The organism is Ruegeria sp. CE6 (assembly GCF_056537485.1).
In genome coordinates this window covers 1550884-1574336 of sequence record NZ_JBQFRR010000001.1, presented here as the reverse complement: position 1 = coordinate 1574336, position 23453 = coordinate 1550884, and the positions used below count along the sequence as shown (strand labels likewise).

The following is a 23453-nucleotide window of genomic DNA, read 5'->3' as shown; positions in this document are numbered from 1 at the left end:
GCGGGGTTACTGTCAGTTTCAGCCTGCACCTCAACGCCCAACCTAGCCGATGTCGAGACATCTTTAACGCGAGGAACGACCGGAGCAAGCGCAACAGCACGATCAAAACAACTTTCAAAGAACGCTTTTGACCAACAAGTGCGACAGGCTGTTCAGAGCAGTTCGATTGTGGCACGAAGTGGGTCCAAAACAAGGACAATCCAAGCTTACCAGAATGCCGCTGGCGGTGCATTCTTGGCTCAGGCCTTATTGGGGTTGATAGCGCGGCCCGTTCAGACGAACTCCAATAGTAGTGAAGCGCCCCCTTACTGGCGGGTATCGGAAGGTCATGAACCTAGAATGGATGTATTGACTGCGAGATCCCGAGTGTCGGGTGCGAAACGCAACGACATGCAGCTACAGGAACGGCTGATTCTGGCAGAACAGAACTTCGCTTTGGCCAATTACACCTCATCGATCCGAACCGAGACCATTCTGGGTTTTCCGGGGTTCACGATGGACACGCTGGATAAGTCGCTATGAATGTTGATCGTGCAACTCTGACCGAATTGGAAGCTTGCTTGTTGAATGTCGCGGCGACACTTGAGCGGCCATTGACAGTTGCAGCACTGAACGCCTGCCAATCTGGTGATACAGATGAGTTGACCGTGCGCGATGCGATGCACGCGGCACAACGAGCAGGCCTGCAGGTCGGGTTTGGTGCGCGAAAGCTTTCGGCATTTGATGCACCGCTGGCACCTGCGATCTTGTTGTTGGAAGGCGATCGCGCCGTTGTGTACCACGGGCGTACGCGCAATGGCGATCTATTGCTTTACGACCCCGCTTTGGATGACGGTATCGGAGAGGTTCCCGAAAGCGGCGTGGGCGAAATCTACACGGGCTATGCATTGTTGTTTCGACCCTTGCACCGCGACGAGGGTAACGCCGATCAGGCTGATCAGCGGGGTCATTGGTTCTGGTCGGCACTTTCCGCAAACCGCTGGTCTTACGTTCAGGTGGCGCTGGCTGCGGCAATGGCAAACGTTCTGGGGCTTACGACCTCAGTCTTTATCATGATCGTCTACGACCGGGTCTTGCCCAACGAGGCGACCGAGTCGCTGATTGCTTTGACGCTTGGCGTGGGGTTGGCGCTTCTTTTTGACTTCGCGCTGAAGCTACTTCGCGCGGGGTTCATAGATCGCGCCGGCCAGAATGCTGACATGTCCATGGGACGGCGAGTATTTGACCAGGTACTGAATATTCGCATGTCGTCCCGAACGGGCTCAACGGGTGCAATGGCCAGTACCATCCGCGAATTCGAAACTTTGCGTGAATTCTTCACTTCTGCCACACTCGTCGCTGTCGTAGACTTGCCATTCATCGCGGTATTCATATTCGCGATCTATATGGTGGGCGGCCCGCTGGCGCTTGTTCCGGCACTCGCTGTACCAGTCGTTCTTCTCAGCGGACTGGCTGTTCAACCGATCCTGTCGCGTCTTGCTGAACAAAGTTTTGCAGACGGACAATCCAAGCAATCTGTTCTGGTTGAGGCTGTATCAGGCTTGGAAACCATCAAGACAACCGCCGCCAGTCGGCAGATGCGAATGCGGTGGGAAGGTGCAATTGCACGCCAGTCAAACTACGGATCACGCAGCAGGGCCGTTACTCAATTTGCCCTGAACCTAACTGGATTTACTCAGCAGGCCGCGCAAGTTCTTATCGTCTTTTATGGTGTATTTCTGATCACGGATGGCCAGACGAGCATGGGGGCACTTGTTGCGTCGGTGATGCTGACCGGCCGTGCCCTGGCACCGCTGGGACAATTGGCGCAAACCCTGACACGTGTCAATCAGGCACGCAGTGCCTACCGCAATCTGGACACGTTAATGCAGGCGAGCAATGAGCGGCCTGAAGGCAAATCTTGGATCAGCAGATCCGAGTTTTCCGGGCGGATAACGTTTAACAATGTTCATTTCGCATATCCTGATCAAACGGAAGATGCGATGAAAGGTGTCTCATTTACAATCGAACCCGGTGAAAAAGTCGCTGTCCTGGGCCAGATCGGGTCGGGCAAGAGTACGATTGCGCGACTATTGTTGGGCCTCTACCAACCGCGCGTGGGCTCGGTGATGTTGGACGGGCTGGACATTCGCCAGATTGATCCCGGCGACTTGCGGCGAAATATTGGTTCAGTCTTGCAAGACATCTGGCTGTTTTCCGGTACCGTCCGGGAAAACATTGCCAGCGGGTCGGTGCGCCCGCGTGATGATGAACTGATCCGTGCAGGGCGCATTGCAGGTGTCGAAGATTTTATCGCGCGGCACCCACGGGGCTATGATCAGCCTGTAGCCGAACGAGGAGAAGGATTGTCAGGTGGTCAAAGGCAGGCGATTGCATTGGCCCGGGCGCTTATCGGGCATCCTCCTGTTCTGCTGCTGGATGAGCCTACGAGCGCGATGGACGTCAAATCCGAATCCGAAATTATACGCCGCCTTAAAAAGACCACGCCAGATACCACGATGATCATCGTGACGCACCGAACCAGCCTGCTGGAACTGGTTGATCGGGTCATAGTGATTGAGGATGGCAAAATTGCGATGGACGGACCCAAAAACATCCTGACGCAGACAGTTCGCAAACACGGGAGGCATCTGAATGTCGCGGCATCCTGATCTGGAAAGCCTCGCCCGTGAAATGCGTGGAGGGTCACCGCTGCGGGGATCATTGCTGCTGCTCCTGATACTCAGTTGTTTGATAAGCGCCGTCGCCTGGGCTCATTTAACTGAACTCGACGATGTCGTGAGGGCAGATGGGCGTATCGTGCCATCCGGCGATATTCAGGTGATCGAAGCGACCGAACCCGGTGTTTTGCGGTCCGTTCACGTGCGCGAGGGTCTGGTGGTTGAGGCTGGTACATTGCTGATGGAGCTGAATACTACTCAGATCGAGCGAGAGTTGAGCCAAGAGCAACAGCGTGCCTTTGGTTTGATGGCCCGCGCACAACGACTACGTGCCGAAATCGATGGGGCTGAGCTTGAGTTTGACGACGATCTTCTGACTGGCGCGCCAGACGTCGTGCGGTCGGAGACTGCGCTGTACCACGGTCGGAAAGCAGAACTTGAAGCTGAGATTGCAATTCTCTCTCGACAGCGCGAACAGCGGCAACGCGAGTACGAAGAGGGATTGGTTGACCAGGTCACGTCAACCGAGACCCTGAATGTGTTGGCCGATGAGCGCGCTATGATGGTGCCATTGGTCGAACAGAAGATGGAACCGGCAACAACCCTTTTGGCCCTGCGCCGTAGCGAGGCGGAATGGAAAGGCCGCAAGGTCAGAGCAGAGGCGATGATCAACCGGTTGAAGGCCGGGCTGGATGAAGTGGATGACAAGGTCCGCGCGACGCGCAGTCGGTTTCGTAGTGCCGCACTAACTGATCTGGCTTTGGTTTCGGCAGAGCTTGCCGCCTTGCAACCTGCCCTGCCCTCTTTGCGTGACCGTGCGTCTCGCGCGCAGATCCGGGCCCCCGTACGGGGTGTCGTAAACCGGATTCACCGGACGACGATCGGCGGGATGGCCCGAAGCGGTGAGGAACTGATTGAGATTGTTCCGTTGGACGACCGATTGTTGGTGGAAGCCTATGTTCGACCCAAGGACATCGCCTTCCTGCACCCAGAGCAAAAGGTCAAAATCAAGATCACGGCCTACGATTTTTCGCGGTACGGCAGTCTGGATGGTGAGATCGTTCGAATCGGTGCCGACACCATCACTCGCTCGGAACGAAGTGAAGAAGAGGTTTTCGTCGTCGAAATTCAGACTTCAGACACGATGTTGGATGCGGGTGGTACAGCGGTTGAAATCATCCCAGGAATGATCGCTCAAGTCGATATTCTGTCAGGCCAAAAGTCAGTTCTTGATTATCTGATCCAACCTGTTCTGAAGATAAAAGACGAGGCGCTGCGCGATTGAAGAGAACGACAGATGGGCAGCAGATAGCAAAGCGCCAGCCGATAGACATCTTAGGCGTCGGGGGGGACCGACGACTAAGACCAGGTCACGTCACCAAGAAAGATATATCCCGCACCATATATCGTTTTAATAAGGCGCGGGTTTTTGGGATCTTCGCCCAGCTTCGTTCGCAAGCGGGAAATCCGAACATCCATAGCGCGGTCAAAGCTGTCACCTGCCCCGCCACCCAACATGTCCTGCATGCGCGCGCGGCTGATCAGGCGTTTGGGACTTTCAAGAAACAATCGCAGAACCTCACCTTCGGCGTGGCTGAAAGGTGTCTCGACGCCATCGGCATTGATCAAGACATATCGATCAAACTGTGCGGTCCAACCATTGAATTCGGCTATGTTTGAATTCGGCGTTGCTGGTCCAGTAGAGCGTAGCCGGGCGCGGACCCGAGCAATTACTTCGGCTGGATCAAATGGTTTGGTGATGTAATCATCTGCGCCAAGCTCCAATCCCGTTACCCGGTCCTGTACCTGAGCGCGGCCTGAAATGATGATGACGGCAGCACCTTGCTCAAGCGCAAGTTTGTGCACAAGTGCAAGACCGTCGGTATCCGGCAATGATAAATCCACCAAACACAGATCCGGAGTGACCCTTTTCAGCGAAGCTTCAAATTCACGGGCACGTGAAAAGCTCTGAGTTTGAAACCCGGCATCTTCCAGCGCTTCCGTTAGGATACGGCGGATTTCAGGTTCGTCATCGAGAATGGTCACCAAAGGTTGTGTCATTCAGGCGGCCTCGGTTCGGATCAACGCCGACAATTGCGACGATGTGAATGGTTTGCTTAGGACAGGTGCACGGGTCAATGCCTGATGATGTAGCGGGTCATTTAGCGGCAGCGACGTCATCAGTATACAGGGCAACGCACCATTCAGGCGGTCGACAATGTCGATCCCAGTGCCTTCGCCCTCCAGCTTAATATCTGATAGAACCAGCGCGATATCACCGATTTCCGACGTCAAGGTCAAAGCTTCATCGACCGAGCTTGCCTCGATCACCGAACACCCCAAATCGACCAGCATGTCCCGGAACTGACTGCGCAGGTCATCGCTGTCTTCAACCAACAATACGAGACCCGCTTGCGCGGACGGGGCAGGACGGTAGGGCAAACGTATCACGACCGAAGCACCAGAAGGCGTGTTGCGCAAATTAAGGTCACCGCCCGCCAGCTTTACCGTGTCGTAGACCATTGGAAGTCCCAACCCCGAGCCATCGCTGCCTTTGGTGGAAAAGAATGGGTTTAACGCTTTCTTTAATGCTTCCCCGGTAAACCCCGGGCCAGTGTCCGACACCGTGATCTCAACCCATATTGTCCCGATTGCATGCGCAGTGATCGTGATCTGGCCCGATGTGCCGCAAGCATCCCGCGCATTCAGAACCAGGTTCAGCAGTGCATCCTGAACCATGCCGGGATCGAGCATCAGCGCCTTGTCGGGTAGAGTATTGACCACCGACAACCCCATGCCCCGCGGCAAGGACGGGGTGGCAAGGATTCGCAAATCCTCAAGTAAACCGCGCATATCCGTCGCCTGAGGTTGCGGCGTGCGATTGCCGGTCATGTCTGCGATGCGATTCAGCAGTTGCCCCCCGCGTCGGGCAGTTTGTTGCGTAGCCGTGACTAGCTGATCGGCTTCCTCGGGTAGATCCATCCTCTCTAATCGCGCCTGCATGCCCAGAATGATGGTCAGCAAATTAGAAAAGTCATGGGCAAGCCCGCTTGTCATCTGCGCCGCCATGGCTCTGCGCCGCGTTTGCTGAAGGGCGACACGGGCTTGAGTTTCTTCGGTGATATCCACCGACATGACATAAACACCACCCGCTTTATCCGGGGTGAATGATACCCGAATGCGGCGTGAATCCTGATCTTCGGTAAACTCGAAAACCGAAGGTTGGCCTCCATAGGCCTGTTCCAGATGTGGCTTTACCCGGTCATAGGCAGATGACCCCAAAGCCTTTGATATATGAAGGCCCAGAATGTCAGACGGACGGCCGGGCATGACCGAACTGAGGCGGCGGTTTGAGTAATCGTATCGTCCATCGGCATCCAGATGCGCGATATGAGCCGGCATCATCTCGGTCGTCATCCGCGTGCGGGCCTCGATCTCTGTCAGTTGACGCTTGGCTTCTTCCAGCGCGGTGATGGTCGCGGCCAGTTTGCGGTTGGTTGCGGAAAGCTCTTCGGCATGGCTCAGAAGTTGGCCAGACAGTTCTTCTGAACGGGCACGCAGCAAATCTTCTACCCGCTTCGTGCGAGTTATGTCGGTATAGACGGCCACCCAACCCCCATTGGGCAAAGGTGCACCTTCGACCGAGATCACCTGACCATTAGGCCGTGTGCGCTCCATATAATGCGGCTCGAACGCGAGGGCCTGTGAAACGCGTAGCTCGACCATCTCGTCAACATCGCCGACCGAACCGTATTCCCCGCGGCTAGCGAGAAAATAAATTGTGTCACGAAACAGAGCCCCCGGCTCGACAAGTTCGTTTGGCAGGTCGAACATTTCCTGAAACCGCAGGTTGCTGACCACAAGACGCAATTGGCTGTCATAAATTGACAGCGCCTGACCGATCAGGTTCAGGCCAGCCGTGGTCATCGCCTTGATGCGCTGTTCGGAAATGTCCAAATTCATCCTCCCCTGCGCCCATGGGTATCACCAGTTCAGGCGCAGGTGTAGGGAGATTCACCTATCCGTGCAGCGGCAAATTGTTCGCGGCACGGTAGGCTTGAACATAGCCGCGTGCCACTGATCGAACGGCTGTCCCGATCTGAGAATACGCCTCGTCCGGCAGGTTCGCAAAGGACACGCGAGCCGACCAGCCCGGAGCATCAAATCCGCTGCCGTTCAGCAGAACGATCCCATAGTCTTCCGCCAATTTGAACGCAATATCCAATGGGTGAACATTCTGCTTGATCCAAGCCACGACATCTTCACCGACATATTTTCGCAACCAATATTCGAAATCGATGATGCCGTAATAGGCGTCGTAATGCTCACCTGCCTGCACCTCGATGCCCATCGCTTCGGTCAGCAGTTTGAAACGGCGATGAACCAGTTCCATGCAGGCGGTCTGATAGATTTTCTTGCTGTCGACCAATTCACTGAGTGAAAACAGCGTCATCATCACCTGCTGCGGCAGCGACAGGCCCGCCGTGTGGTTCAAAGCCACATCGCGGCTATCGGCCACAAGCCGGTCGATAAAGCGAATGTCACGTGGTGTCAGGCTAAGCGTGCCATAGCGCTTGTCCAGGGCCTGTTTGATCTCATCCGGATGATCCGCCAGCTTGAGATCGAAGATGTTGTCTTGCGCCACGGCAATCACGCCGAGACGCCAGCCGGTGCAGCCAAAATACTTCGAGTAGGAATACACACCGATTGTGTTGCGCGGCAGATGGCCCATGACCGAGGTAAAATCGTGCACAAAGGTGCCGTAAACATCATCCGTTAACACGATCAGATCAGGCCGGTGATTTTCAACTAGGTCCGCTAGTTTGCGAAGTGACGCGGTACTGAGCGCGACCGAAGACGGATTGCCGGGATTGACTAGGAAGAACGCCTTTACCTTGGGATCTTTCAACTTTTCCACTGCTTGGTCGGTCAGTTGAAAACCATCCTCTTCATCGGTTTCCACATGCACGGATTCAAGGCTGTAATCCTCCAACTCAGGCATTTCCAAGTAAGGCGTGAAGATCGGAGTGCACAGAGCTATCGTGTCACCCGGGTTCAGCAATCGGTTGGCTTTGAGCGTCTTGAAGATGTAGCACATCGCCGCCGTGCCGCCTTCGACTGCGAACAGATCGAACTGAGCGTCAGGCCGGTGGCCCCGACACATGGACCACATCAGGTATTCATGGGCAATGGTGGCATTGTGTTTCAGGATGCGGTCAGGCACCGGATAGTTATCACCGATGATCGAATCCGTCAGTTCATGCACAAACTCGTCCGCATCGAAATCAAATGCGGATATAGCATGCGCCACGAGCTCAAGCAGCGTATCGACGCCCGGCGTTTCGGAATTATCAGACGCCCAGCTTTGCAGCCGTCCATGGCAACCTTTTTGCGCCGGCATTCCGCCTAAACCAGCGGGGTGATCCATCACACGTTTGGATTCAGTTATAGCAAATTGACCAAGGGCAAAGAACGCCTCACGCGGACGCGTGGCAACCCAGTTAGGATTGCCGCGCCCCGCGTTCAGGAAAGCACTATTGGCCTTACGCGCCTCGGCCGAGGCCAGTTTGATCAGCTCATCCTTGATCTGAAACGGGCTGAGTGCTTCGTAATCGTGCAGCGTTACTCTATCCATAACGTGAACCTCTCCAAATCAGCTTAAGACCAAAACGACGACCATCCCGAAAATGGTCAGCAATGTATTCCCGATCGCATACGGCATTCCGTAGCCAAGCGCCGGGATGCGACTTTGCGCGGCTTCCTGGATCATACCCAACGCCGCTGTCGTGGTGCGTGCACCTGCGCAGGCACCAAACAGAATGGCCGGGTGGAATTTGAACACGTAATGCCCGACGTAAACTGCAAAGATCATTGGTAGCGAAGTCGCGACGATTCCCCATAGCAGCAGCGCAATACCGGCCTGTTGCAGTCCCGCGACAAATCCCGGCCCTGCGGTGATCCCTATCACCGCGATAAACACGTTCAGACCCAGAGTGTTCATCAACCAAAGCGCCGGACCCGGGATGCGCCCGAAAGTCGGATGGACCGTGCGCAGCCAGCCCAGCACCAGCCCGGCCAGCAGCGCGCCTCCGGTGGTGGAAAGGCTGATCGGGAAACCACCCATCATGACTGACAGTGTTCCAATAATGCCGCCGATGAAAATCCCCCAGCCTACAAAGGCCAGATCCGTGGTGTCTACCGGGCGGTCGGCATAGCCAATCTGGGCAACTGCGGCCTCGACATGCCGCTTGCTGCCCTGAATTGTGACGATGTCACCACGATGCACGACTGTCCCGGGTAGCAGCGGCAAATCCTGCATGTTTCGCATCAGTTTAGAGACATAAATGCCCCGCGCGATCGACAGTTTGCTTAGCTCTTCAAGCGTCTTGTTATGAACCTCTTTGCTGGTGATCAGCACATCCAGTTTTTCCGACGGTATGCTCAGCAGATCAGGCGCGTCAGCTTCTGTAAGATTGGTCTCAAGCAAACCCACCAGATCAGCGCGGCGGCCTGAGAACATCACAACATCTCCGGCCTGCAATACGGTGTTATCATCTACCTCTATGATCTTCCCGTCACGTCTCAGGCGTTCGGCATAGATGCGGATACCGGGCATCAGATCTTTGACCGGTTGCCCCAGCAGATCGCTACCTTCTGGGATCTCAAAGGCCCGCGCCTCGATCGCGCGATATGCCGAGACGATGCCATCACCGGTTTCAACCGACGTCGTGCCACCCAGCTTAGCCTCATATTCCTTGCAGGCCGCGACCAGATCGACGCCAATCAGACGCGGGCCGATCTTGGCCAGAATGATGGCCGACCCGATTGTGCCGTAAATATAGGTCACCGCATAGGCAATCGGAATCTGGTTAGCATAGGTTTTGGCCTGTTCCGCCGACAGGCCCAGCTGGCCAATTTGGTCGGTGGCAACACCGATCGCCGCTGAAATCGTCTGCGATCCGGCATAAAGCCCCGCAGCATAGCCAAGTTCCAGACCCGCGACCTTAGCTGCGATGATTGGGATAACAAGGCAAAGCGCAAGTACGCTGAGCGCAAAGAACACCTCGCGAGCGCCGTCTGCTTTCAGGCCGCGGATGAACTGAGGTCCGACACCGTAGCCCACAGCAAAGATGAACAAGATGAAGAAAGTCGATTTGACCGCCGAGTCGATTTCAATCTGGGCCTGTCCGATCACCACCGCCGCCAACAAGGTTGCCGTGACCGTGCCCAGACTGAACCCCATCAGTTTCCAAGGACCAACGAGAAAGCCGATACCGATGGACAGGAACACCGCCAGTTCAGGGTAATTTTGAAGAATATGCACCAGCCAATCGACCATCAATCACCTCTCAATCCGCGCCTGACAGGCATTTGAGGCAAAAGCCGGAGACAAGGTGAAGAAGCGCCCAATTGGCCCACTTACTGCCCGACCAAGCCGCCTGTTCGAACACACAACCGCAACAGGAAAACTTCGGCTTCACGATACCTTACAAAGGACATTTGTCTATAATTATCTGAATATTAATAGTTCTGCTTGTCCGCCCTCATTCAGAACACCCCGACTGAGCCTGCGCCACAATGCAAACACGCGAAACGCATGGCTCGCCCGCTCTGCCTGCTCCAGAACCGGAACCATGGGCTTCACTGTCGCTCTACCGCAATGCGCGGGTGCAAAATCCTGAGGGGTTCGAACAAATCCATTGCAGCGACCCGGTGTTTGCCATCACATACCGCTATGACACGGCCGACGATTATTTCCGAGACCAGCGCAACCGGCGTTTGTATCCGCCTTGCCGGAGATCTGCGCACTCAATCGTTGGATCGTGTCGAAGCGGGTTTTGCTGCCCAAAAGCCCAACGGCCAAGATGTCATTGTGGACATGTCGCAGGTGGAATCGCTGGATACCGGAGGGGCCTGGCTAGTCGCCAATCTGGTGCAGCGGATGGGAAGCGAGGGCGCTCAGGTCCAGCTCGAAGGGTTGGCCCCTGCGCATTCGTCATTGATCGAAACAGTATCGCACAACATATCCGAGGTTACAGGAGAAGAACTGCCGCCGCATGGCTTTGTGAATTGGGTTGCCCGGATTGGGCAAAAAACTTTTGGCGCCTGGCAGGACACATTATCAATCATCGGCTTTCTTGGCCTTACTCTGCATCGATTGGTCCGGACTCTGATCATGCCATGGCGACTGCGTCGTGCTGCCTTGGTGTCACAGATGGAGCAAGTCGGCTTCAAGGCGCTGCCGATTGTGTCCTTGATGGGTTTCCTGATCGGCGTCGTTCTGGCCTTTCAGGGCGCGACGCAGTTGAAACAGTTCGGGGCTGAGATCTTTGTTGTCGAATTGATCTCCATCTCGATCCTGCGTGAGCTTGGTATCCTGCTGACAGCGATCATCGTCGCTGGTCGCTCCGGTTCGGCTTTTACGGCTTCGATTGGCTCGATGAAGGTGCAGGAAGAGATTGATGCGATGCGCACCCTGGGGTTGGATCCGATTGAAGTTCTGGTCATTCCCCGTGTTCTGGCGCTGTTGATCATGTTGCCCATTCTTGGCTTTGTTGCCGATATGGCTGGCCTGATCGGCGGAGCGTTGATGAGTTGGATCGACCTCGGTGTCAGCCCCGGCATGTTCCTGACCCGGTTGAAGGAAAATACCGGCGTCGCACAGCTTGCCGTCGGGATGATCAAGGCACCGTTCTTTGCACTGGTGATCGGTGTCATTGCCTGCTGGCAGGCTATGCAGGTCAAAGGTTCATCCGAAAGCGTTGGTCAGCGGACGACAGCCTCGGTCGTGCAATCGATCTTTATGGTCATCGCCATCGACGCCCTGTTTTCGATCTTCTTCTCAGAGTTGGGGATCTGACATGGATGGAGCCGCGCTTCAGGACAAGCCCCAATCCGACGCGAAACGCGAGGCCGTTATTCGTGTGCGCAATTTAACCAACCAGTTCGGCGAGCAAGTGGTCCACGACAACCTCAACCTCGATGTCTGGCGCGGTGAAGTGCTGGGTGTTGTCGGTGGATCGGGCACTGGGAAGTCCGTGCTTTTGCGTACCATCGTCGGGCTGAACAAGCCCAAGTCGGGAAGTATTGAGGTTCTTGGCGTCGATGTTCTTAACGGCCCCGAAGAAGAACGTCAGCGGATCGAAAGAAGCTGGGGTGTGGCATTTCAGGACGGTGCGCTGTTTTCCTCACTGACTGTATTGCAGAACGTGATGGCGCCTCTGCGCGAGCACACGGGTATCAGTGAAAAATTGATGGCCGCACTGGGTGGTCTGAAGATCAGTCTTGTTGGCTTACCTCAACTAAGTTGTAGCAAGTTCCCCTCGGAACTGTCCGGCGGAATGCGTAAACGCGCTGCGTTGGCCCGCGCACTGTCGCTGGACCCCGAAATCGTTTTTCTGGACGAACCAACTGCCGGGTTGGACCCGATCGGGGCCGCCGCATATGATGACCTGATCGGGGAACTTCAGCACACGTTGGGGCTGACCGTGTTCATGGTAACGCATGATCTGGACAGCCTTTATGCCATATGTGATCGCGTTGCGGTACTTGCGGAAAAACGCGTGCTGGTTGAAGGTCCGATAGAAGAGATGACCAAGGTCGACCATCCTTGGGTTCAGGAATATTTCACAGGCCCCCGCGCCCGTGCGGCACAACAGAAGGGGCAGGACAGGTAGAGGCGATGGAGACCCGAGCGAATTACATCCTGATCGGTGCGTTCACCCTGGCGGGCATCCTTGGTGCCTTCGGGTTCTTTCTGTGGCTCGCCAAATTCGAAGTGACCCGGCAATACGCCTATTATGATGTGTTGTTCGACAATGTCTCGGGCCTGTCGGCTGCAGGTGGCGTAAATTACAACGGCTTGCCTGTGGGTCAGGTGGTTTCCCTGGACTTGGACAAAGATGACCCGTCAAAGGTGCGAGTGCGGCTTGAGGTTGATGCCGACATCCCTGTTACCAAAGAAACCATCGCACAGTTGCAATCTCTGGGTGTGACAGGGGTTGCTTATGTTGAGCTTTCCGGAGGGTCTCCAACCGCAGAAAGGCTAGCCCAGAACAGTGTCATCCCAAGCAAGCGCAGTTCGATTCAATCCTTGCTTGAGGGTGCGCCAGAGGTTCTGGAAAAGGCAGTCACCCTGTTGGAGAACCTCAATTCGGTTGTTGATGACAAAAACCGAAAGGCGGTGTCGGATATCCTGAACAATCTGGCAGAAGCGTCGGGCAAGCTGGATAAAACTCTGACGGATTTCCAGTCGCTCTCGTCCGATTTGGGCGGTGCGGCCAAAGACGTTGGAGAATTTACCAAGAGACTGGATACGTTGGCGAACACGGCCGAGACGACGTTGAGCACAGGAACGGACACGCTGAAGAGCATCAAAGAGACCTCAGAATCCGCCAAAACAACGCTAGAGACTGCAAATAACGCCATTGCCAGTGCTGAAAGCGTGATTCAGGAAGATATCCGGCCCTTTATCGAACGCGGGTCAATCCTGGCCGAAAGGCTGACTCGGCTGTCAGATGAAGGCAGCGTTACGCTTGAGGTAATCAGCGAGACTGTTCTGAATGCAAACACCACCCTTGAGTCGGTTACATCGACTATGGATTCAGCCAAAGGGGCGCTCGATTCAGCAGAGAGGGCGTTTGACTCGGCAAACCGGGTGATGGACGAGGATATCTCACCTGTCGCTGAAGATGTGAGTAAGGCGGCTAATCAGGTTGCGGAAACCGTCTCGAATATCACCGAAAAGATCGACAAGATTTCCGACGATGTTCTCAGCGCCTCCCAATCGGCGTCGGATCTGCTGGGAACCATCGACGGGATCGTTCAGGACAACCGCCGTCAGGTTTCGGACTTCTTGCGCGTTGGGTTGCCTCAGTTCATCCGGTTCATCGAGGAATCACAGCGTCTAGTCATCAGTCTGGATAGATTGGTCGACAAGGTCGAACGCGACCCGGCCCGCTTTTTGTTAGGCACCCAAGCATCGGAGTTTCGTCAATGATACGGCCCTTAATATTGACTCTGGTTTTGGCCGCTTTGACGGGCTGCACGGGCTTGGGCACGCTGCGGCAGGCTTCTAAGCCCAATGACTTGTATTTGCTGACACCCAAAAGCACGTTCTCGTCATCGCTGCCGCGAATCCAAAAACAGATCGTTGTCGAAGAGCCCACAGCGACGGCGGCCGTGAACACCGATCAGATCGCCGTGCAGCCCACCTTGCTTCAGGTACAGTATCTGCCGCGGGCCCGATGGGTGGATCGCGCGCCGTTAATTGTGCAGGCGCTGATGGTCGAAAGCTACGAAAATTCGGGCAAGGTCGCGGCCGTAGGACGTTCGACCGTAGGCCTGAGAGCGGACTATGTGATCGCGCCTGATCTGCGCGAATTTCAGGGCATCGTCATCAGCGAAACCGAAGACACGAAGACGGTCCGCGTAGAAGTGCGCATCAATATCAAGATTATCGATGAGTATGAGGACAAGATCATCGCTTCAAGCTCATTCCAGGAAGCAGTGCTGGCGACCAGCGATAAAACACCCGAACTGGTTGAGGCCTTTGATATCGCCTTGGGCAAGACAATGCGGGATGCCGTGGAATGGAGCATCCGCAAAATCCATACGCACACGCTCAATAACCCGCGATCAAGACCTAGCTAGTGGTCGCTAGAACTGGCTCGCTGAGGCGACTTGCCAGTCAGCGACGAACTCTTCGGGGATGGTCTTGCCCAACAGAGAGCCGTCATCCAGAAAGCTGTATAGCTCGGCATAAGACCGCTCTCGTTCATCCGCATTTCGGCGCCGGATGTCAGCAGGGCGCAGGTCGGAAACTTTTGCTTTGCCCATAGCCCCTAATATCTCGCGGAAGCTTTCAAGTGTCGCGTCATGAAACCGATGTACGCGCTGTCGTTTCTGTGGCACATTCACCGCCCGCCCACGGATCGGATCTTGCGTTGCCACCCCCGAAGGGCACCTGTTGGTGTTGCAATGCAGCGCCTGAATGCACCCCACCGCAAACATCATCGCCCGCGCCGCGTTACACATATCCGCACCCAAAGCGAATTTCTCGACCATATCGAACCCAGTGGCCACTTTGCCCGAACAGATCACCCGCACCTTGTCGCGGACTCCAATACCGCGCAGACAGTTGTTTACAAAGATCAGTGCCTCGTTAAGCGGCATCCCCAATCGGTTGGTGAACTCGACCGGGGCAGCGCCAGTGCCCCCTTCCGCGCCGTCCACCGTGATGAAGTCAGGCAGAATCTCAGTTTCCAACATCGCTTTGCAAATCGCCATAAACTCGGATCGACGACCGATGCAGAGTTTGAAGCCCACGGGCTTGCCACCTGACATCTCTCGCAGATGCTGAACGAAATGCATCAATCCAGTCGGTCCATCAAAGGCCGAATGAATAGGTGGGGAAATCACATCCTGATGTACTGGAACCCCACGAATCTCGGCGATTTCTTCATCCACCTTTGCTGCCGGTAGGACCCCGCCATGAGACGGCTTCGCCCCTTGCGACAATTTGATCTCGATCGCTTTGACGACATCTTTCTTGGCCTTTTCGGCAAACAGGTCCTTATCGAACCCACCATCAGGCGTGCGGCATCCAAAATATCCTGTTCCGATTTGCCAGATGATGTCTCCACCTTCTGCCAGATGGTGGGGGGACAGTCCGCCTTCGCCCGTGTTATGCGCAAAACCCCCATCTTTTGCACCACCGTTCAAAGCACGGATTGCGTTGGCGCTGAGTGCACCGAAACTCATTGCTGATACGTTCAGACGCGACGCATTGTAGGGTTTGTCGCATTGAGGGCCGCCCAATAACACCCGTTCTTCGCTCTCTTCAACGTGCTTGGGGGATAGCGAGTGATCAGCGCGGTGATAACCTACCGTCATGATATCGTACTGAGTACCGAACGCCTGAGTATCCACCTGCCCCTTGGCGCGGGAATAGACCAGACTGCGGATGATCCGATTATAGGGCCGCCCGCTTTCATTGGTTTCAACGAAATACTGCCGGATTTCAGGGCTGACAAACTCCAACATATATCGGAAGTGACCCAGTACCGGGTAGTTGTTCAGCACATTATGCTTGGTTGTCAGCATATCGTAGAGACCGACAACCGCATAGGGGATCAGTATGATCAGCAACCAGTGAGCGGGTGGCCAGAAAAAACCCCAAAGCAAAGTCAAAGGCAAGCAGACATAGCTGAGGAAATAGTAAAGCCTGCGAACAATCATTTCCTATCTCCCTGAGTAGCGCTGTGACAGCGTGACCTTGAATGGGTATTGGGTCCATGACCCTGCTCTTCATCCAGAACGTGGAACAAATTGACCTGTTTGCGCAAGCCCTTGCTAATCAAACAAAGATAACGGTTGGTTTAGCGAGGCCGGTTGAACCAAGCAAAAGCAGTCTGTATGCAAAATGAAACGCTGGTCAGAGCAGGATCAACCGCAGTGTCGAAAACAGCGCCTGTATTCGGGCATCGCGCCCTGATGTATACAGCCGTCTTTGTGGGGGGTGCTGCAGGGTCGTTGCTGCGCGAGCTATTTTCGCTGGAGATCCCCGGCGCTCCGTTCCTGACCGCGACTTTCGGCATCAATGTTGCGGCCTGTTTCGTTCTAGGTTGGCTCTATGCCATTCGAAATCGTGTCCACGCCCACGTCCTGCATCTAGGGGCCGTCGGATTTTGCGGTGGGCTATCGACGTTTTCCTCATTCGTCGCCGAGCTGGAAAGACTGGCAGAAACCGGGAATTGGTTTGTGATTATCGCCGTAAGCGCGGAGATCGCATTTGGTCTTACGGCGGCGGTTCTTGGGGAAGCGCTGGGTCGGCGGCATCATTCCCGGGAAACATCGGAATGACGACCTTGTATCTACATGCCATGTTCGCATTGGGCGGAGGATTGGGGGCTGTACTGCGGCATTGGCTGGCGCTTCGGGTGACGCATGATCTGCCGTACTCGACCCTGATCGTGAATGTTCTGGGCAGCCTTCTGCTGGGTCTTTGGATTGGTTATCTGGGTGGCTCTGCGGAAATGGGCGAAGAGGAAAAGCGCCTTGTATTCGGGTTTTGCGGCGGCTTCACCACATTCTCAAGCTTCGCCTATCAATCGCTGCAATTGCACCGTGAACGGACGATCGTATTTGCCGCCGGTAACATCGTTCTCAGCCTCGTCTTGTGCTGGTTCGCGCTATGGCTGGGCCTTGTTCTGACGCGCTAGTGAACGGGTGCTGCAGCCCTTTGATCGGGCCTGGGCGCGCGGCAGAAGAACAACAGTGGGATCGTGGCCAACGCCAGCAGTCCAAGATTGTTGAATACAGTAAGGTACGAGATCATCTCGGCCTGTCGAGAAATTTCTTGCCCCAGAATGGAGGCACCCTGGGCGCTATCGGGTGTCAGCCCCAGCGGCGCAAGATAAGCCTGTGCAGCAGGATTGTAGGGTGTCACATTCTGGCTGAGCACTGCCGTATTGGTTTGCAGGCCTCGCACGACCCAAGTCCCCACCAATGAAATACCTACCGAAGAGCCAAGCTGCCTGGTGACGTTGAATAGGCCCGAGGCCTCATCCTGCCTTGATTTACTGATGCTCTCGAATGCCAGAATAGACATCGGCACAAACACCAGCCCCATCCCCAGACCACTGACAAAGCCCGGCCAAGCCAGTTGCCAGAAACCGGCGTCGAGGTTGAGCGTGCCCAACATGAAATTCCCCACTGCTGTCAACAGCATCCCCAACCCGGCTAAAACTCGTGGATCAAACCGGGTGACCAGTACGGCCCCGGTCAGCACCATCGATGCACCTGCGGCGATCCCGCGCGGTATGAACAAATGACCGGATTCGATCACGGGGTAATCGAGCAGGCTTTGCACAAAGGTTGGCAGTATGGCGATCCCGCCAAACAATGAGATCGCGAACCCCGCTATCACCAGGTTGCACAGGGCAAAGTTGCGATCCGCAAAAAGGCGCAAATCAACGACAGAATGCCGGGATGTCAGAGAATGGACTATGAACCCCAGCGCCCCAAGAACCGAAGCGATCAGCGCCAGCTGTATCATCCTCGATGACAGCCAGTCCTTGGTCTCACCTTGGTCAAGAATGAATTGAAGGCATCCAATGCCAACTGCCAGCAGCGCCAGGCCTTTCCAGTCGATGCGCACCTCTTCGGTTTTGTCGTCCGGCAACTCGCCCGCCAAAAGAAGCAGGGCCATGGCGGCGACCGGAAGGTTGACGAAAAACACCATTCGCCACGAAAAATACTCTGTCAGGACTGCACCTACAGTTGGGCCCAACACCGGTGCGACCACCACGCCCAAGCCAAAGACCGCCATGGCCTGTCCCCGTTTTTCACGCGGAAAGGCGTCAAACAGGATGGACTGCGATAACGGGATCAGGAACGCGCCGAACATCCCCTGCGCCAGGCGGAACGCGACGATAGTCTGAAGACTCCATGACAGGCCGCACATGACAGACATTGTGGCAAAACCCGTGACCGCAGTCAGGATCAGCCTGCGCCGCCCGACCCGACGCGCGACAAACCCGGTCAGCGGCATGACCACAACGGCTGAGACGATATAGCTGGTTAAGATCCATGTCGCCTGATCGGTTGTGGCCCCAAAAGCCGCCTGAATATGCGGCAACGCAACATTGACGATGGTACTGTCCAGAACTTCGAGAATTGCACTGAGCACGACGGCCACGACAATCACGCGATTGATATGGCCGGCATCAGTCATTGGCTGGTTCCGGTTGTATCCACCGTAACTTTGCTGCTGCCTCCTACACGTAGCGGAGCATCAGTTGGATCAAGCTCAATCCGCACCGGGAAACGTCGAGTGACCTTGACCCAGTTGCCGCTGGAGTTTTCGGACGGCAACAACGAAAACGTATCGCCCGAGCCTCGACCGATCGACGCAACCTTGCCGGTCAGGGTCGTGTCTGGAAGCATATCCACCTGCACTGTGACCGGCTGACCGGGTCGGATGCGTGGCAGTGATGTTTCCTTGAAATTTGCATCGACCCACCAGTCAGACGACTCGACAATGGAAAATTGCGGCGCATTGGCCGAGACAGACGACCCTGGCCGCAGCGTCAGATTTGCGATCCAGCCATCGGCCGCGGCATAGACCTTGGTCCAGACAAGATCGGCCTGCGCGATTTCCAACGCAGCCTGTGAGGACAACACATTGTCCTGCCGGGCCGCGAGACCACTTTGCAATGCGGAAAGCTCGGACCGGCTGGTGGTCAACCGGGCCGAAGCCTGTGCGAATTCGGATGTAGTTTGGTCCAGCGAGGCCTGCGCGAGGTCCCCGTCCGAAAACAAAGCTCGGGCACGTTCAAGATTGCTCTGAGCCGTTTCGTAGAAAGAGTTGGCGCTTTCGACAGCGGCCTGTGCAGCGGTGATCTGGTTCGAGAAGGAGTCAGCCTGCTGAATGGCACTGTCCAGATTAGCTTTGGCCTGATCGACCGAGGCTTGGAACTGTGTCGGATCAATCGAGAATAGCAAATCGCCTGCATTGACCGGCTGGTTTTCGACCACCGCAACGTCTGAAACCTGCCCGGTCACCTGTGCGGCCACATAGATGATATTCGCGCCGATATAGGCGTCTTTTGTTGACGGATACCGCTCTTCATGCCGCCAGAAAAGGAACAATCCAACAGCAATCGTGACCAGGATCCCTGCGGCGGCAATTGCCTTGAATGACTTCATAAGCAGCTTCCTTTTTGGTGCCTAAGCGAGCGACCTCACATCACCTGCATATGCATGCGCATGGCCAGATTGCCCAGAATCCAAACTGTCCCGCCGATGATAATCAGCAGAACAAGTGTCGAGAACAGAACCAGGTCCAGATCCTCTCGGCTGCTGCGGCGGCGGTCGATGTGTAGAAAATAGATCAGTTGAACAACCAGTTGTGCCAACCCCAGAAGGCCTATGGTCATATAGACGCCTGGTGTTTCAATACCGAAATGATAGGCGATCACAAATACCACCAGCGTGAGCAGCAGTGACCCACCATAGCCAATCACGTAACGCCGCCGTTCGCGGTGATGCATCTCGGATCGTTTATCCATAGGCCAGCCCTCCGAAATACACGATGGTTATTATGCCGATCCAGATAAGATCGAGGAAATGCCAGAATAGCGCCAACCGCACCATACGCGACATCAGCAGATCGGTCAGCCCGAACATACGCAGCTGAATACCCAGCACGATTAGCCACAGACACCCGGCTGCAACATGCAAGCCGTGGAGCGGTACGAGACCATAGAAGGCCGACAAAAACCCGCTACGCTGTGGGATACCGCCTTGGGCTGCCATGTTTATGAAATCACGGATTTCCAAAACCAGAAAACTGAGCCCCAGCAACAGAGTCACTCCGAACCACAGCACGATCCGTGCCCGAGGCAGGTTGTATTTCAGCGCCAACATCGCCAGCCCGACGGTCAAACTGCTGGTCAGCAGAATGAGAGTCTGGGCAAAGATGCTTTTCAGGTCGAACAGCTCATGCGGGCCTGGACCGCCGGCCTGCGCGTCTATCATGGTGATATAGATCGCGAACATCAGGCCGAAATAGACCAGATCGCTCATCAGGAAGACCCAGAAGCCGAAAGTGACGACCTCGGTCGCCTTGTGGGCGCTGGCGTGGTCCTCGCCGAGGTTTATCCCCGGATAGCTGTGCTTGGGTGCGCGCCTCATGTCACGGCCTCCATATCCGGGCGGGCGAGGCCGCGATTTTCCGGTGTACTTTCATGATCGCGATCCACAGCGGCGGTGCTGTGGACCAGCGCCAACCACGCCTCGTGTTCTTTGCGGACCTCTTCGGCGGGGATTATGACCTCGGTGCTGGTGTCGAAACTCCAGATGATAATGGCGAGGATCATCGCGATGGTCATCAGTGCTGCCAGCCACCAGATCCACCAGACCAGAGAGAACATCCAGATGCCACTGAGCACGCAGAGGATAAACCCGATGCCGGTGTTGCGCGGCATCTCGATATCTTCGTAGGCCGCGGGTGCAGGATAGGCTTGTCCGCGCTCCTTAGCTGCAGCAAAGTCATCGCGGTCACTAACCTGCGGAATAATAGCGAAGTTGTAGGGTGGCGGCGGAGACGGGATCGACCATTCCAGCGTGCGCCCGTCCCAAGGATCACCGACCGGTGCGCGGGTCTGTTCTCGGTCGCGTATACTGACCCACAATTGGACCAGGATCGAAAGCAACCCGCAAGTAATCACTAGCGATCCTATGGCGGCGGTGATCATGTAGGGGTGAAAGCTGGGATCCTCCCAACTGAACGACCGGCGGGGCATGCCCATCAGACCAACGAAGTAGAGCGGCATGAAGGTCAGCAGAAACCCAACCGTCCAGCAGAAAACCGAAACGCGGCCCCAGAACTCGTTTAGACGGAACCCAAAGGCCTTTGGGAACCAGTAGTTATAGCCGGCGAGCAACCCGAACAGCACACCTGGTAGCAACGCGTTGTGGAAATGCGCAACCAGAAACAGCGTATTATGGACCTGATAGTCGACGGTTGGATTGGCAAGAACCACTCCGCTGAGGCCGCCGATGACGAACAACATCAAGAACGCAAGGCCATAAAGCATCGGGACCGAGAATCGAATGCGCCCACGGTACAGAGTCGCCATCCAGTCATAGACCTTTACCCCGGTCGGAATGGCGATCAGCATCGTGGCAATCCCGAACACCGCGTTGATCAGAGCGCTTTGCCCCATGGTGAAGAAATGATGCAACCAAACCGTGAAGGACATGACCGCAATCGACATTGTTGCGATGACCAGTGAGTTGTAACCATAGAGACGCTTGGCCGAAAAGGTGGCAAAGACTTCGGAATAGATACCATATGCAGGCAGGACCAACAGGTAGACCTCAGGGTGACCAAACAGCCAGAACAGGTTGGCATAGTTCATCATGTTGCCGCCAAGGTCATTGGTGAAGAAGTGGAAATCGAGATATCGGTCAGCGGCCAGCAACAATGCAGCTACGCCAAGGGGGGGCATGGCAAAGATGATCAGAATCGAGCTGCAGATTATCGTCCAGCAATACATGGGCAACCGCATGAACTTCATCCCCGGCGCACGCAGCTTGTAGATCGTGACGGCAAAGTTGATGCCAGTCAGTGTTGTGCCCACGCCAGAGACCACGATGGCCCAAATCCAGTAATCCGGCCCAACGCCGGGATTAAAAGCTGCTCCGGTATAGGGTGGATACGCGGTCCAGCCACCGGTCGAGAACTCTCCGACCACCAGCGAGACCATCAGCATCAGCCCGGCCGATACGGTCAGACCAAGCCCGATCTGGTTCATCACCGGAAAGGCCACGTCGCGCGCGCCTATCATGAGTGGAATTATGTAATTAGCGACGCCAAAGACAAAAGGTACCGCGACGAAGAACACCATTATGGTGCCATGAGTGCTAAACAGTTCCGCGAAATGCTCGGGTTCCAGAAATCCGTCCCCCGGTCCCGCCGCCTGTTGGGCCCGCATCACTACGCCTTCCAGGACGCCCCGCGCTAGCATGACGATGGCGAAGACAATGTACATGATGCCGATCTTCTTGTGATCAGCGCTGGTCAGCCAATCGCGCCAGAGCGGGCCCCACAACCGGAACCACGTCAGGATGCCAATCACTACCACTACGCCCACGATCACAATGGCAGCAGCAGCGTTTGCAATGATCTCATTTGCGCCAGGATTCTGGATCAGTCCAGCGATGGGAAATGCATCCCAGCTCAGGCGACCGAAGAAACCGGTCTCGGCATTTGTCATTGGCTTGCCTCCTGCCCGTATTCAGCCGTTCCGGGTTGCTGATCCAACTGCAGAGGCTCTCCGCTGTGATAACGACGCAGGATCGAATGGAACAGGTCGCCCTCTTCCAGCGTGAAATAAAGCGCATTCAGCGGCATGAGTTCGGTGCCCAATGCTGCCTGCACCTCATCCCGATCCGTACGCATCGCCAACGTTCGATAAGTGCTTTCGGTCAACGGTATGCCATGCGCTTTTACGCTGGCGACCCATGCCTGAAAATCCTCGGGCTGCATGGCTTGCGCCAGGAATTTCTGCTTTGTGAATCCTCGGCCATTATACTGTGTGTTCTCGCCTTGCATCGTTTCAGGCGAGTCTGCCACCAGGTGTAGCCGAGTCGTCATCCCCGGCATGGCATAGATTTGCCCCGCCAGCGCCGGGATCATGAACGACTGCATCACCGTGTCTGTGGTCAGCGTCATCGCAACTTGCTGTTTGATCGGTATGCCCAGTTCTCCCACCGTTGCGATGCCATGATCTGGATAGATGAACAGCCATTTCCAATCGAGGCCAACCACCTGCACATTTAGGGCAGGCTCCTCTCCAAAAGGGGCGGAATAAGGGTCAAGACGATGTGTCGCTTTCCAGAGATAGAAAGACAGGATCATCACGATCACGACCGGGACGCCCCACATCAGAAATTCAAGCTTCGCCGAAAAATCCCAATGCGGCGTGTATGCAGCATTTCCACCCTTACGTCGGCGATAACGCAGGGCAATCAGCGGCACCAGAGCCAGAACCGGTATCACAGCGATCAGGATAAGAGCCGTCGCGCGCAAAAGGTGTGTCTTTTGCACCGCTGCAATCGGGCCTTGGGGGTCCATGAAGCTATCACTCGCCCCGGCAGACTCAGCCGTCAACAACAGAGCAACAAAGATCACCAAGGCTGGCACAGCGACTGAATGTATCCGAGACAAGGTCACACCTGATGATCCTCTTGCGGCGGGGTTTCCCGGCAACTATCGGCAGAGTC

The 23453-nt window shown here is 55.6% G+C and carries 20 protein-coding genes; 9 read left to right on the top strand and 11 right to left on the bottom strand.

The window, feature by feature from the left end; genetic code table 11:
- Positions 1-339 precede the first annotated feature (339 nt).
- Genes ACR0DK_RS07525 through ACR0DK_RS07515 form a run of 3 tightly spaced genes read left to right on the top strand, consistent with a single transcriptional unit; the run spans position 340 to position 3945 of the window.
- Entirely contained in the window at positions 340-522 is a 183-nt protein-coding gene (locus ACR0DK_RS07525; protein WP_170394547.1) for a hypothetical protein, read from the top strand.
- Positions 519-2651, top strand: coding sequence for a type I secretion system permease/ATPase (locus ACR0DK_RS07520; protein WP_170394544.1), 2133 nt, complete (start codon positions 519-521; stop codon positions 2649-2651). Before ACR0DK_RS07525 ends, ACR0DK_RS07520 begins: the two co-directional genes overlap by 4 nt.
- Positions 2635-3945, top strand: coding sequence for an HlyD family type I secretion periplasmic adaptor subunit (locus ACR0DK_RS07515; protein ID WP_480735481.1), 1311 nt, complete (start codon positions 2635-2637; stop codon positions 3943-3945). The genes ACR0DK_RS07520 and ACR0DK_RS07515 overlap by 17 nt, the downstream gene beginning before the upstream one ends.
- Positions 3946-4019: 74 nt before the next feature.
- Here the strand turns inward: ACR0DK_RS07515 and ACR0DK_RS07510 are convergent, their stop codons facing one another.
- From ACR0DK_RS07510 to aspT, 4 genes are read right to left on the bottom strand one after another with little or no spacing between them, the layout of a single operon-like run.
- Entirely contained in the window at positions 4020-4721 is a 702-nt protein-coding gene (locus ACR0DK_RS07510; RefSeq protein ID WP_480735479.1) for a response regulator transcription factor, read from the bottom strand.
- Positions 4722-6623: a PAS-domain containing protein gene (locus ACR0DK_RS07505; RefSeq protein ID WP_480735478.1), complete on the bottom strand. Its 1902-nt coding sequence runs from the start codon at positions 6621-6623 to the stop codon at positions 4722-4724.
- A 55-nt stretch (positions 6624-6678) separates the two neighbouring features.
- The gene (locus ACR0DK_RS07500) at positions 6679-8295 is read right to left on the bottom strand and encodes a bifunctional aspartate transaminase/aspartate 4-decarboxylase (RefSeq protein ID WP_170663495.1); all 1617 of its coding nucleotides are present in this window, start codon (positions 8293-8295) and stop codon (positions 6679-6681) included.
- 18 nt (positions 8296-8313) lie between these two features.
- The gene (gene aspT, locus ACR0DK_RS07495) at positions 8314-9999 is read right to left on the bottom strand and encodes an aspartate-alanine antiporter (protein ID WP_480735476.1); all 1686 of its coding nucleotides are present in this window, start codon (positions 9997-9999) and stop codon (positions 8314-8316) included.
- A 396-nt stretch (positions 10000-10395) separates the two neighbouring features.
- On the opposite strand from aspT, the gene ACR0DK_RS07490 reads away from it, so the two are divergent.
- Genes ACR0DK_RS07490 through ACR0DK_RS07475 form a run of 4 tightly spaced genes read left to right on the top strand, consistent with a single transcriptional unit; the run spans position 10396 to position 14312 of the window.
- Positions 10396-11520, top strand: coding sequence for an ABC transporter permease (locus tag ACR0DK_RS07490; protein WP_170422810.1), 1125 nt, complete (start codon positions 10396-10398; stop codon positions 11518-11520).
- Position 11521: 1 nt separating this feature from the next.
- On the top strand, positions 11522-12337 hold the full coding sequence (locus ACR0DK_RS07485; protein ID WP_170422811.1) for an ABC transporter ATP-binding protein: 816 nt from the start codon (positions 11522-11524) through the stop codon (positions 12335-12337).
- Between the two features lie 5 nt (positions 12338-12342).
- Positions 12343-13659 carry an MlaD family protein gene (locus tag ACR0DK_RS07480; RefSeq protein ID WP_170394518.1) on the top strand — a complete coding sequence of 439 codons (1317 nt, stop codon included), beginning with the start codon at positions 12343-12345 and terminating at the stop codon, positions 13657-13659.
- Entirely contained in the window at positions 13656-14312 is a 657-nt protein-coding gene (locus ACR0DK_RS07475; RefSeq protein WP_170407827.1) for an ABC-type transport auxiliary lipoprotein family protein, read from the top strand. The genes ACR0DK_RS07480 and ACR0DK_RS07475 overlap by 4 nt, the downstream gene beginning before the upstream one ends.
- Positions 14313-14318: 6 nt before the next feature.
- Here ACR0DK_RS07475 and ACR0DK_RS07470 read toward each other — a convergent pair whose 3' ends face one another.
- The gene (locus ACR0DK_RS07470) at positions 14319-15899 is read right to left on the bottom strand and encodes an FMN-binding glutamate synthase family protein (protein ID WP_480735473.1); all 1581 of its coding nucleotides are present in this window, start codon (positions 15897-15899) and stop codon (positions 14319-14321) included.
- A 177-nt stretch (positions 15900-16076) separates the two neighbouring features.
- Here ACR0DK_RS07470 and ACR0DK_RS07465 point away from each other — a divergent pair, with 177 nt between their 5' ends.
- Positions 16077-16523 carry a fluoride efflux transporter FluC gene (locus ACR0DK_RS07465; protein WP_480706199.1) on the top strand — a complete coding sequence of 149 codons (447 nt, stop codon included), beginning with the start codon at positions 16077-16079 and terminating at the stop codon, positions 16521-16523.
- Complete coding sequence (gene crcB / locus ACR0DK_RS07460; RefSeq protein WP_170394509.1) at positions 16520-16882, top strand: fluoride efflux transporter CrcB; 363 nt, start codon at positions 16520-16522, stop codon at positions 16880-16882. Before ACR0DK_RS07465 ends, crcB begins: the two co-directional genes overlap by 4 nt.
- Here crcB and ACR0DK_RS07455 read toward each other — a convergent pair.
- The 6 genes from ACR0DK_RS07455 to ACR0DK_RS07430 are packed head-to-tail and all read right to left on the bottom strand — an operon-like array spanning position 16879 to position 23403.
- On the bottom strand, positions 16879-18396 hold the full coding sequence (locus ACR0DK_RS07455) for a DHA2 family efflux MFS transporter permease subunit (protein WP_170663497.1): 1518 nt from the start codon (positions 18394-18396) through the stop codon (positions 16879-16881). The two genes, crcB and ACR0DK_RS07455, sit on opposite strands and share 4 nt — an antisense overlap.
- Positions 18393-19370 carry an HlyD family secretion protein gene (locus ACR0DK_RS07450; protein ID WP_170407817.1) on the bottom strand — a complete coding sequence of 326 codons (978 nt, stop codon included), beginning with the start codon at positions 19368-19370 and terminating at the stop codon, positions 18393-18395. Before ACR0DK_RS07450 ends, ACR0DK_RS07455 begins: the two co-directional genes overlap by 4 nt.
- 35 nt (positions 19371-19405) lie before the next feature.
- Entirely contained in the window at positions 19406-19732 is a 327-nt protein-coding gene (locus ACR0DK_RS07445; RefSeq protein WP_255612219.1) for a cytochrome o ubiquinol oxidase subunit IV, read from the bottom strand.
- Positions 19725-20357, bottom strand: a complete 633-nt coding sequence (locus ACR0DK_RS07440) for a cytochrome c oxidase subunit 3 (RefSeq protein ID WP_480735470.1) — start codon at positions 20355-20357, stop codon at positions 19725-19727. Before ACR0DK_RS07440 ends, ACR0DK_RS07445 begins: the two co-directional genes overlap by 8 nt.
- Positions 20354-22444 carry a cbb3-type cytochrome c oxidase subunit I gene (locus tag ACR0DK_RS07435; protein ID WP_170732727.1) on the bottom strand — a complete coding sequence of 697 codons (2091 nt, stop codon included), beginning with the start codon at positions 22442-22444 and terminating at the stop codon, positions 20354-20356. Before ACR0DK_RS07435 ends, ACR0DK_RS07440 begins: the two co-directional genes overlap by 4 nt.
- Positions 22441-23403 carry a cytochrome ubiquinol oxidase subunit II gene (locus ACR0DK_RS07430; protein WP_170407810.1) on the bottom strand — a complete coding sequence of 321 codons (963 nt, stop codon included), beginning with the start codon at positions 23401-23403 and terminating at the stop codon, positions 22441-22443. The genes ACR0DK_RS07435 and ACR0DK_RS07430 overlap by 4 nt, the downstream gene beginning before the upstream one ends.
- Positions 23404-23453 lie beyond the last annotated feature (50 nt).